This is a genomic window from Azospirillum sp. (assembly GCF_050789165.1).
In genome coordinates, this window is record NZ_JBOZRT010000028.1 from 90428 (window position 1) to 100055 (window position 9628).

The following is a 9628-nucleotide window of genomic DNA, read 5'->3' on the forward strand; positions in this document are numbered from 1 at the left end:
GCGGGTGACACGGTGTTCAAGCATCTTCGCGAAGAGATCGACGGGATCATCGCACGGGATCCGGCCGCGCGCTCGCGGCTGGAGGTCGTGCTGTGCTATCCCGGCCTCCACGCGCTGCTGATGCACCGGATCGCGCATTACTGCTGGGACCGCGAGTGGAAGCTGCTGGCGCGCTTTCTCTCGCAGGCCGCCCGCTTCCTGACCGGCATCGAGATCCACCCCGGCGCCACCATCGGCCGCCGCTTCTTCATCGACCACGGCATGGGCGTGGTGATCGGCGAGACGGCGGAGATCGGCGACGACGTGGTGCTCTACCACGGCGTCACCCTGGGGGGCACCGCGCTGCACCACGGCAAGCGCCACCCGACGCTGGAGGACGGCGTCGTCGTCGGCGCCGGCGCCAAGGTGCTGGGCGGCATCACGGTGGGGAAGGGGGCGCGCATCGGCTCCAACGCCGTGGTGGTGAAGGACGTGCCGGCGGGCGCCAGCATGGTTGGCGTCGCCGCCCGCGTGGTGGTGCCGCGCGACAAGGCCGAGACCAACACGTTCCTGCCGTACGGCACGCCGTGCGGGGACATTCCCGATCCGGTGGCGCGCGCGCTGTCCGGCCTGCTCGATCAGGTCGCCACGCTGCGCCGGCGGGTCGAGGAGCTGGAGCACGAGCGCTCCGATACGCCCATGGCGCCCCTGAAGGATGAACCGGACGTCCGGGTGCGCGAGCACGCGGCGGCGGACGCCGGTCCGCTGGGGCCCTGTTGAGAACCGGCCGGCGGCTGCGGGCGGCGGACCGGAACAAGAAATAAGGAGAGGTGGTGAGATGAGACTGAGCACGAAGGGACGCTACGCCGTGATGGCGATGGTCGACCTCGCGGCCAACAGCAACGGCAGCCCCGTCGCCCTGGCCGACATCGCCGAGCGGCAGGAGATCTCGCTCTCCTACCTCGAGCAGCTGTTCGCCAAGCTCCGCAAGGGCGGCCTGGTGAAGAGCGTGCGCGGTCCCGGCGGCGGCTACCTGCTGGCCTACACGGCCGACAACACGCGGGTGTCCGACATCATCCTGGCGGTGGACGAGCCGATCCGCACCACGCGCTGCGCCAACATCACGCCGCAGGGCTGCCGCACCAACCGCTCGCGCTGCCTGACGCACGACCTGTGGGAAGAGCTGGGCAACCAGATCCACATGTACCTCAGCTCGGTCACCATCGCCGACGTGGTGGAGAAGCGCGTCATCGGCACCAGCATCATGGCCCGCGCCGAACGCGTCGACCCGGCCGTCGCGGCGGAGTGACGACCGCCCCGTTCCTTTGAAGCCCCTCTCCTCTGCGGGAGAGGGGACGGGGACGGAGCAGTGCGCTGACCGCGTTTTTCACCACGAAGACTCGAAGACACGAAGGTGGCAGGTTCGCGCTTCTCACCTTCGTGTCTTCGAGTCTTCGTGGTGACTCGGCCCTGGGCCGGGCAACGCTCTCCCCCCTCTCCCGTGGGGGCTTAGACAGGAACCTCATAGTCCCGCCATGTTCTCCGACGGCCGCGTCTATCTCGACTACAACGCCTCCGCGCCGCTGAAGCCGGGGGTGAAGGCGGCCGTGGCGGCGGCGCTCGACCTCGCCGGCAACCCGTCCTCGGTGCACGGGCACGGCCGCGCGGTGCGGCGCGCCGTCGAGGACGCCCGGGCCAGGGTCGCCGCACTGGCCGGCGCCGCGCCGACCCGCGTGGTGTTCACCGCCGGTGGCACCGAGGCCAACAATCTGGCGTTGCGCGGTTTTCCCGGTCGGCGGGTGGTCGTGTCCGCCATTGAGCACGACTCGGTGCTCGCCGCCGCGCCCGACGCCGCCCGCATTCCCGTCGATTCGCAGGGGCGCGCCGATCTGGACGCCCTGGAACGGCTGCTGGCCGAGACCGGCCCGGCGCTGGTGTCGCTGATGCTGGTCAACAACGAGACCGGCGTCGTCCAGCCGGTCGCCGAGGCGGCACGGATCGCCCATGCGCACGGCGCGCTGCTCCACTGCGACGCCGTGCAGGCGGCCGGACGGCTGCCGCTGGCGCTGGCGGACTTCGGCGTCGACCTGCTGACGCTGTCGGCGCACAAGATCGGCGGGCCGGCCGGAGTCGGCGCGCTGCTGCTGGCCGAGGGCGTCGAGCCGGAGCCGCTGCTGCGCGGCGGCGGGCAGGAGCGGCGGCGCCGCGCCGGCACCGAGAACCTGCTGGGCATCGCCGGCTTCGGCGCCGCCGCGGCGCTGGCGGCGGAGGATCTGGCCGCGGCGCAGGACCTCGCCGCGCTGCGCGACTCCCTGGAGGCGCGCGCGCTGGAGGCGGTCCCGGCGGCCCGCGTCATGGGGGCGGAGGCGGCGCGGGTGGGCAACGTCTCCTGCCTGGCGCTGCCGGGGGTGGGCGGCGAGACGCAGGTGATGGCGCTCGACCTCGCGGGGGTCGCGGTCAGCGCCGGCTCGGCCTGCTCCAGCGGCAAGGTCAAGGCGTCGCACGTGCTGCGCGCCATGGGGGCGGACGATTCGCTGGCCGGTTCGGCGCTGCGCATCAGCCTCGGCTGGGGCAGCACGGACGAGGATGTCGGGCGCTTCCTCGCCGCCTGGACCGCCATGGCGCGCCGTCTGGGGCCTGCGCAATGATGGCTTCGTGGCGCGTTCGGCGCATCCCGGTGTTGCGTCGCGCCGCCGATGCCGGTATGACGCGCCGGAAACGGGCGTCCGCCCGTGCACGTGCGTCCAATGGAAAGCCCGCATGAGCCAGTCGGACAACGGCAACGGTCCTCGCATCGCCGGCACCATCGCCGGCGACATGCAGCCGTGCTGGCTGTGCAGCCGGTCGGTGTCGGCGCGCGCGCTGTTCTGCCACGGCTGCGGCGCCGTGCTGCCGCCCCGCGAGCTGGACCACTTCGCGCGGCTCAATCTGGAATGCCGCTTCGACATCGACCTGGAGCAGCTGGGCCGCCAGCACACCGGCCTGACCAAGGCGCTGGACCCCGAGCGCTTCGTCGCCCGCGGCGCCCGCCAGCAGGCGCACGCCCGCGCCCAGGCCGAGGCGATGACCGCCGCCTACGAGGTGCTGCGCGACCCCGTCCGCCGCGCCAGCTACCTGCTGGAGATGCTGGGCATCGAGCGCGTCGCGGCGTCGCCCGCCGACGACCCCGACGCCATGGACCTGCGCGGCGACCTCGCCGCCGCTCCCGACGCGGCGGCGGTGGACCGGGTGGCGCTGGACGTGGTCCACCGCATCGAGGCGTGCATCCGCGACCTGTCCATCGCCTTCCGCACCGGGCTGACCGGCAACGCCGCGCGCGTGCTGGCCCGGCTGGAGGACCTGGAGGCCATCGCCGAGGCCGCGCGCGAGCGCCGCGCCGCCTTCACCGACAAGACCCCGTAAGAGACGAACGCCTGAGGAGTCCCCGTTCCATGCCGAAGATGACCTTCATCCAGCCCGATGGCACCCGCAAGGAGGTGGACGCGCCGCTCGGCCTGTCCGTGCTGGAGGTCGCGCACAAGCACGGCCTGGACCTGGAGGGCGCCTGCGAGGGCTCGCTGGCCTGCTCGACCTGCCACGTCGTCGTCGAGCCGGAATGGTTCGACGTGCTGAACGAGGCGAGCGAGGACGAGGAGGACATGCTGGACCTCGCCTTCGGCCTGACCAAGACCTCGCGCCTGGGCTGCCAGATCATCATCACCGAGGAGCTGGACGGCCTGACCGTGCGCCTGCCCGGCGGCACGCGCAACGCGATGAAGGGCTGACGGCCGACTCCGGCGGCGCGGTTGTCCAAATGCGCCGCCGGCCCATATAGGGCGCCATGAACTCCCTCGGTTTTTCCAAGCCCGCCAAGGACACCCGCGTCGTCGTCGCGATGTCCGGCGGCGTCGATTCGTCGGTCACCGCCGCGCTGCTGCGCGAAGAGGGCTACGACGTGGTCGGCGTCACGCTGCAGCTCTACGACCACGGGCTGGCGGTGCAGAAGCCGGGCGCCTGCTGCGCCGGGCAGGACATCTACGACGCCCGCCAGGTCGCCGACCGCATCGGCATCCCGCACTACGTGCTCGACTACGAGAGCCGTTTCGGCCAGGACGTGATCGACGACTTCGCCGACAGCTACCTGCGCGGCGAGACACCGATTCCCTGCGTGCGCTGCAACCAGCGCGTCAAGTTCCGCGACCTGCTGAACACCGCCCGCGACCTCGGCGCCGAGGCGCTGGCGACCGGCCACTACGTGCGCCGCCTGGGCGGCGAGCGCGGGGCCGAGCTGCACCGCGCCGTCGATCCGGCGCGCGACCAGAGCTATTTCCTGTTCGCCACCACGCAGGAGCAGCTGGACTTCCTGCGCTTCCCGCTGGGCGGCCTGACCAAGCCGGAGACCCGCGACCTCGCCGAACGCTACGGCCTGGAGGTGGCGGCGAAGCCGGACAGCCAGGACATCTGCTTCGTCCCCGACGGCTCCTACGCCGACGTGGTGGCGAAGCTGCGCCCCGGCGCCATCGAGCCGGGCGAGATCGTGCACGTCGATGGCCGCGTGCTCGGCCGGCACGAGGGCATCGTCCACTACACGGTGGGCCAGCGGAAGGGCCTGGGGATCGGCGGCATCAAGGGCGAGGACGAGCCGCTGTTCGTCGTCCGACTCGACGCGCCGGCCCACCGCGTCGTGGTCGGCCCGCGGCGCCGGCTGGCGCGCGCGCGGGTGCAGGTGCGCGAGGTGAACTGGCTTGGCCCCGACCTGGCGCCGGGCGAGGAGCTGGCGGTGGAGGTCAAGCTGCGCTCCGCCCAGCCGCCCGCGGCGGCGACGCTGCGGCTGGCCGACGGCGGCGGCGCGGTGGTGACGCTGGCCGAGCCGCAGTACGGCGTTGCGCCGGGGCAGGCCTGCGTGGTCTACCGCGGCGACCGGGTGCTCGGCGGCGGTTGGATCGCGGGTGCCGAAGCCTGACGAAACAGGGTGTTGACACCTCGAAAATGATCGCCTATGTAAGCGGCCCCGGCCGGAAACGACCGGGCCCGACGGCAGCGTAGCTCAGTGGTAGAGCAGGGGAATCATAATCCCTTGGTCGGGGGTTCAAATCCCTCCGCTGCTACCAAATCAACCCGCTGATTTCCTCGCGAAATCAGCGGGTTTTTGTTTGCCCGTGGGGCGGCGTCGCGGCGCCCGGCCGGCACGCTCCGTCCTACCGTCCGGTTTCCCGCGCCAGCGCCAGGAAGCCCGCCATGTAGTCCACCGCTTCCTCGCCGCGGCGGATGCCCAGGTGGATGCTCTTGCCGATCCCGTCAGGCCCCAGGCGCACCGTGCGGATGGGCAGGTCCGTGCCTTCCTCTCGCACGAGCCAATCCGGCAGGACGGTGACTCCGCGGCCGGCGGCGACGAGTTGCAGCGTCAGATCGGTCGTCTCCGCCGTCCTGTGGCGACGCGGCCGGCAATGGGCCGGCACGAGGAAGCGGGTGTAGACATCGAGCCGCTCAAGGCTGACGGGAACGGTGATCAGCTCTTCGCCACGCAGGTCATCCGGCAGCGCCACATCCCGCGTGGCCAGCGGATGCGACTCATGCACCACCAGGACGAGGTCGTAGTCGAAGACCGGCGTGAAGAGAATCTCGGACGACTCGATCGGATCGGGGGTGATCAGGAGGTCGATCTCGTTGTCCAGCAGCGCGGCGACACCGTCGAAGCGGAAGGCGGTGCGGACGTCGAAATCCACGTCCGGCCACCGCGCGAGGTAGGCGGCCGTCATCCGCATCAGCCATTTCTGGCAGGGGTGGCATTCCATCCCCACCCGCAAGGCGCCGCGCCGGCCCGAGGCGAAGTCGGCCAGGACCCGCTCGGCGTGCTCGATCTGCGGCAGCACGCGCTGGGCCAGCGCCAGCAGATGCTCTCCGGCCTGGGTGAAGCGGAGGCTGCGCCCCTTCTTCATCCAGATCTCGATGCCGGCGCGCTCCTCGAACTTGCGGACGGTGTGGCTCAGCGCCGACTGGCTGACGTTCAGCCGGCTGGCGGCGGCGGTGACGCTGCCCAGGCGCTCTACCTCCCGCAGGATCGCAAGAAGCTGGCGGTCAAGCATCCATGACTCCCGCTCATTCATGCATGAGAACAAACCATTTCCGTTCATGATGGATGCCCGCTAATCCTGGATCAACCGCGCCCGTCGGCACCACCCGGACGACCGCACCGCCGAGGATCCCCATGTCCCAAGCCGAAGCCGGCACCACGACCGGACTCGCGCCCGCCACCCCGTACGCGCATGAGCTGGGCAATGTCCTGCGGCTGGCCGTCGCGCAGGCGCTCGCCGGCGCGAACGCGGTGGTCGTGTACGCGACGGGTGCCATCGTCGGCAACACGCTGGCACCCAGCCCGGCGCTGGCGACCCTGCCGATCTCCATCTTCGTCGTGGGGATGGCGGCGTGCACCCTGCCGGCCGGGGCCATCGCCCGGCGCCACGGGCGCCGCGCCGCGTTCCTGGCGGGGACGGCATGCGGCGTCCTCGTCGGCCTGCTGTCCGCCCTGGGCGTCGTGCTGGGGGCGTTCTGGCTGTTCTGCGCGGCGATGATCTTCGGAGGGGCCTACGCCGCGGTGGTCCTCTCGTTCCGCTTCGCCGCCGCCGATTGCGCACCCCTTGAGCGGCGGGCGCGCGCCATGTCCGCCGTGATGGCGGGCGGGGTGTTCGCCGGGGTCATCGGCCCGCAGCTCGTCACCCACACGATGGGCCTGTGGCCGCCCCACCTGTTCGCGGCCACCTACCTGGCGCAAGCCGCGGTGTCCGCCGTGTCCGCCCTCGTCCTGCTCGGCGTCCGGCTGCCGATGCCGACGGCGGCGGAGCTGGCCGGCGGCCGCGCGATCGGCATCGTCGCGCGCCAGCCCCGCTTCCTCACCGCGGTGATCTGCGGGATCGTGTCCTACCTGCTCATGAACTTCATCATGACGGCCGCTCCGCTGGCGATGCGGCTGTGCGGCCTGTCGCAGGAGGCGTCCAACCTCGGCCTGCAGTGGCACGTGATCGCGATGTACGCCCCGAGCTTCTTCACCGGGCGGCTGATCACGCGCTTCGGCGCCCGCCGCATGGTGGCCGCCGGGCTGGGCCTGATCGCCGCCGCCGCCGCGGTCGGTCTGGCGGGGGTGGACGTGGCGCATTTCTGGCTCAGCCTGACCCTGCTGGGCGTGGGCTGGAACTTCGGCTTCCTGGGCGCGTCGGCCCTCGTGCTGGAGTGCCACCGGCCCGAGGAGCGGACGCGGGTGCAGTCGCTCAACGACTTCCTCGTGTTCGGGACCATGGCCTTGGGCTCCTTCGCGTCCGGGGGCCTGCTGACCGCCTACGGGTGGGATACGGTCCTCCAGGTCTCGTTCGCCCCCCTCGTGGTGGCGCTCGCGGCCCTCGCCGTCACGGTGTCGGCCGCGCCAACTCCTCCTTCACCACGGTGATGAACAGCTCCACGGCCGGGCTGCGGGTGCGGTCGGCGTGGAAGGCGACCTGGAACGGCGCCTGGTAGGACAGCTGCCGCGGCAGCAGCGCGCGCATCCGGCCGGCCTGCACGAAGGGCGCGGCGTAATGGTCCGGCAGGTAGCCGAGGTAGCGCCCGGACAGGATCAGCCGCGCCGCCCCCTCCATGTCGCTGACGGTGGCGTGCGGCGCGCTGATGGCGAAGATCTTCAGGTCGCGCGAGCCCCAGTAGCTGCGCGCCACCAGCCAGTGCCGGCGCACCTCGTCCAGGTCGATGGCGGTATCGGGAACGGCGAACAGCGGGTGGCCCCGGCCGACGTAGAAGTGGTTCGTCTCCTGGTACAGGTCCTGGTACGACAGGCCGGGCACGATGCGCGGGAAGCTGGCGACGGCGAGGTGCAGCTGGCCGGCGATGACGTCGCGCAGCAGCTCGTTGGGCGGACGGGTGTTGATGGTCAGCGACACCTCGGGCGCCGCGTCGGAGAAGCGGGCGAAGACGCGCTCCAGCGGCGCCTGCGGGTCGGTCAGCGTGTTGTCCACCAGCCCGATGCTGAGCGTCCCGGTCATCCGGTCGCGCAGGCCGCGCACCCGCGCGCCGAATCGCTCCAGCGTGTCGAACACCCGGCGCAGCTCGTCGTACACCGCCTGCCCCTCGGCGGTGAGCTGGAAGCCCGAACGCCCGCGCCGGCACAGCCGCACGCCCAGGCGCCCCTCCAGGTCGGCGAAATGGGTGGAGATGGTGGACAGCGAGAGGTTCAGTTCGCCCTGCGCCGCAGTAAAGCCGCCGGCCTCGACGATGGTCATGAACATGCGCAGAAGGCGCAGATCGACGGTTTCCAGCTGCATCCGGCTCATGGTCACGCTCCCCCTCGCGCGGTCCCGGGCCCCCGGCGGGGGCAGTCATAGGCCTTACTTCGACAGACGTCGAAGCAAAATACCGAATTTCGGTATTTTTGCGCGCGCCAAAGCGTCTTCTAATTCACGGGTGGGCATACGGTTTGCGCGACGAACCATGCCGGCCAATTCGGGAGAGGGAGAAGAGCGATGAGGAACAGCGCGGGTGTGGGGCGGCGCACGGTGCTGGCGGGGGCCGGCGCCCTGGCGGCGGCGGCGACGGTCGGCTTTCCCGGCATCGTCCGGGCCCAGGCGAAGTCGCTGAAGGTCGGCGTGTACGGCGGCTACTTCAAGGATTCCTTCGACAAGCACATCTTTCCCGACTTCACCAAGGCGACGGGCATCGCCGTGGAGTCGGTGGCCGAGCCGACCGGCGAGGCGTGGCTGGTGCAGCTGGAGCAGGCTGCGCGCGCCCGGCAGGCGCCGGCCGACGTCTCGATGATGTCGCAGGTGGCGATCCTCAAGGGCATGGCGGCCGACCTGTGGGCGCCCTTCGACATGGGCCGGCTGCCGAACGCCGCCAAGGTGAAGCCGCACCTGATCAACAAGTACCCGGACGGCCGGGTGGCCGGCGTCGGCGCGGTGTCCTGGTACATCACGCTGGTCACCAACACCAAGGCCTACCCGCAGGCGCCCGACAGCTGGGCGGCGCTGTGGGATCCCGCCAACAAGGACAAGCTGGGCCTGCTGGCGCTGGTCAGCAACTCGTTCCTGCTGGAGGTGACGGCGGCGACCTTCTTCGGCGGCACCAAGCACCTGGACACCGAGCAGGGCCAGCTCGACTGCTTCAAGAAGCTGGCGGAGCTGAAGAAGAACGTGAAGCTCTGGTACCGCGACGAGGCGCAGTTCGAGGCGGCGCTGAAGTCCGGCGAGATCCCGATGGGCCAGTACTACCACGACGTCACCGGCCTCGCCGCGGCGGACGGCCACCCGGTGCGCTCCACCTTCCCCAAGGAGGGCGGCATCACCGATTCCGGCAGCTGGGCGGTGACCAAGGCGTCCAAGGCGGGCGATCTCGCGCACGTCTTCGTCGACTACATGTGCCAGCCGTCGATCCAGGCGCTGCTGTCGCGCAAGGTCGGCACCGCGCCGACCATCGACCGCGCCGCCACCGACCTGACCGACAAGGAGTTCGCGTCGGTCTCGTCGGATCTTCCGCCGATCATCCCGCGCTACGACCTCTACCAGACCAAGTCGGACTGGCTGAACCAGAAGTGGACCGAGATGATCGTCGGGTAACGTTCCTCGAGCCCTCCCCCAGCCCCGCTGGGGGAGGGTTGGGTGGGGGCAACGGCTTTCCCGAAAGGCCGCGGGGC

General features: G+C 71.1%; 10 protein-coding genes and 1 tRNA gene. 9 read left to right on the forward strand and 2 right to left on the reverse strand.

Annotation, left to right across the window (positions count from 1 at the left end):
* Nucleotides 1–12 precede the first annotated feature (12 nt).
* From cysE to ACRWK7_RS05470, 7 genes are all read left to right on the forward strand, one after another.
* Complete coding sequence (cysE, locus tag ACRWK7_RS05440; RefSeq protein ID WP_431855181.1) at nucleotides 13–759, forward strand: serine O-acetyltransferase; 747 nt, start codon at nucleotides 13–15, stop codon at nucleotides 757–759.
* Between the two features lie 58 nt (nucleotides 760–817).
* Complete coding sequence (locus ACRWK7_RS05445) at nucleotides 818–1288, forward strand: Rrf2 family transcriptional regulator (RefSeq protein WP_109118029.1); 471 nt, start codon at nucleotides 818–820, stop codon at nucleotides 1286–1288.
* A 226-nt stretch (nucleotides 1289–1514) separates the two neighbouring features.
* A complete protein-coding gene (locus ACRWK7_RS05450; RefSeq protein ID WP_431855182.1) occupies nucleotides 1515–2627 on the forward strand; it encodes a cysteine desulfurase family protein in 1113 nt (370 codons plus the stop codon).
* A gap of 112 nt (nucleotides 2628–2739) precedes the next feature.
* Nucleotides 2740–3381: a molecular chaperone DnaJ gene (locus ACRWK7_RS05455; RefSeq protein WP_431855183.1), complete on the forward strand. Its 642-nt coding sequence runs from the start codon at nucleotides 2740–2742 to the stop codon at nucleotides 3379–3381.
* Between the two features lie 29 nt (nucleotides 3382–3410).
* Nucleotides 3411–3743 (forward strand): ferredoxin family 2Fe-2S iron-sulfur cluster binding protein, encoded by a 333-nt coding sequence (locus ACRWK7_RS05460; protein WP_431855184.1) that lies wholly within the window; start codon nucleotides 3411–3413, stop codon nucleotides 3741–3743.
* Between the two features lie 56 nt (nucleotides 3744–3799).
* Nucleotides 3800–4921: a tRNA 2-thiouridine(34) synthase MnmA gene (gene mnmA, locus ACRWK7_RS05465; RefSeq protein WP_431855185.1), complete on the forward strand. Its 1122-nt coding sequence runs from the start codon at nucleotides 3800–3802 to the stop codon at nucleotides 4919–4921.
* A gap of 73 nt (nucleotides 4922–4994) precedes the next feature.
* Nucleotides 4995–5069 (forward strand) — tRNA-Met (locus ACRWK7_RS05470).
* A gap of 87 nt (nucleotides 5070–5156) precedes the next feature.
* On the opposite strand, the gene ACRWK7_RS05475 is transcribed toward ACRWK7_RS05470, so the two are convergent.
* Nucleotides 5157–6044: a LysR family transcriptional regulator gene (locus tag ACRWK7_RS05475; protein WP_431855186.1), complete on the reverse strand. Its 888-nt coding sequence runs from the start codon at nucleotides 6042–6044 to the stop codon at nucleotides 5157–5159.
* 122 nt (nucleotides 6045–6166) lie between these two features.
* Here ACRWK7_RS05475 and ACRWK7_RS05480 point away from each other — a divergent pair, with 122 nt between their 5' ends.
* Nucleotides 6167–7399, forward strand: a complete 1233-nt coding sequence (locus ACRWK7_RS05480) for an MFS transporter (RefSeq protein ID WP_431855187.1) — start codon at nucleotides 6167–6169, stop codon at nucleotides 7397–7399.
* Here ACRWK7_RS05480 and ACRWK7_RS05485 read toward each other — a convergent pair.
* The gene (locus ACRWK7_RS05485; protein ID WP_431855188.1) at nucleotides 7359–8273 is read right to left on the reverse strand and encodes a LysR family transcriptional regulator; all 915 of its coding nucleotides are present in this window, start codon (nucleotides 8271–8273) and stop codon (nucleotides 7359–7361) included. The two genes, ACRWK7_RS05480 and ACRWK7_RS05485, sit on opposite strands and share 41 nt — an antisense overlap.
* 189 nt (nucleotides 8274–8462) lie before the next feature.
* On the opposite strand from ACRWK7_RS05485, the gene ACRWK7_RS05490 reads away from it, so the two are divergent.
* Nucleotides 8463–9551: an ABC transporter substrate-binding protein gene (locus tag ACRWK7_RS05490; RefSeq protein ID WP_431855189.1), complete on the forward strand. Its 1089-nt coding sequence runs from the start codon at nucleotides 8463–8465 to the stop codon at nucleotides 9549–9551.
* Nucleotides 9552–9628 lie beyond the last annotated feature (77 nt).

Coding starts and splice junctions, on each gene's coding strand:
- ACRWK7_RS05445 (WP_109118029.1), top strand. CDS start 818: ATGAGACTGAGCACGAAGGGACGCTACGCCGTGATGGCGATGGTCGAC.
- ACRWK7_RS05450 (WP_431855182.1), top strand. CDS start 1,515: ATGTTCTCCGACGGCCGCGTCTATCTCGACTACAACGCCTCCGCGCCG.
- ACRWK7_RS05455 (WP_431855183.1), top strand. CDS start 2,740: ATGAGCCAGTCGGACAACGGCAACGGTCCTCGCATCGCCGGCACCATC.
- ACRWK7_RS05460 (WP_431855184.1), top strand. CDS start 3,411: ATGCCGAAGATGACCTTCATCCAGCCCGATGGCACCCGCAAGGAGGTG.
- mnmA (WP_431855185.1), top strand. CDS start 3,800: ATGAACTCCCTCGGTTTTTCCAAGCCCGCCAAGGACACCCGCGTCGTC.
- ACRWK7_RS05475 (WP_431855186.1), bottom strand. CDS start 6,044: ATGCTTGACCGCCAGCTTCTTGCGATCCTGCGGGAGGTAGAGCGCCTG.
- ACRWK7_RS05480 (WP_431855187.1), top strand. CDS start 6,167: ATGTCCCAAGCCGAAGCCGGCACCACGACCGGACTCGCGCCCGCCACC.
- ACRWK7_RS05485 (WP_431855188.1), bottom strand. CDS start 8,273: ATGAGCCGGATGCAGCTGGAAACCGTCGATCTGCGCCTTCTGCGCATG.
- ACRWK7_RS05490 (WP_431855189.1), top strand. CDS start 8,463: ATGAGGAACAGCGCGGGTGTGGGGCGGCGCACGGTGCTGGCGGGGGCC.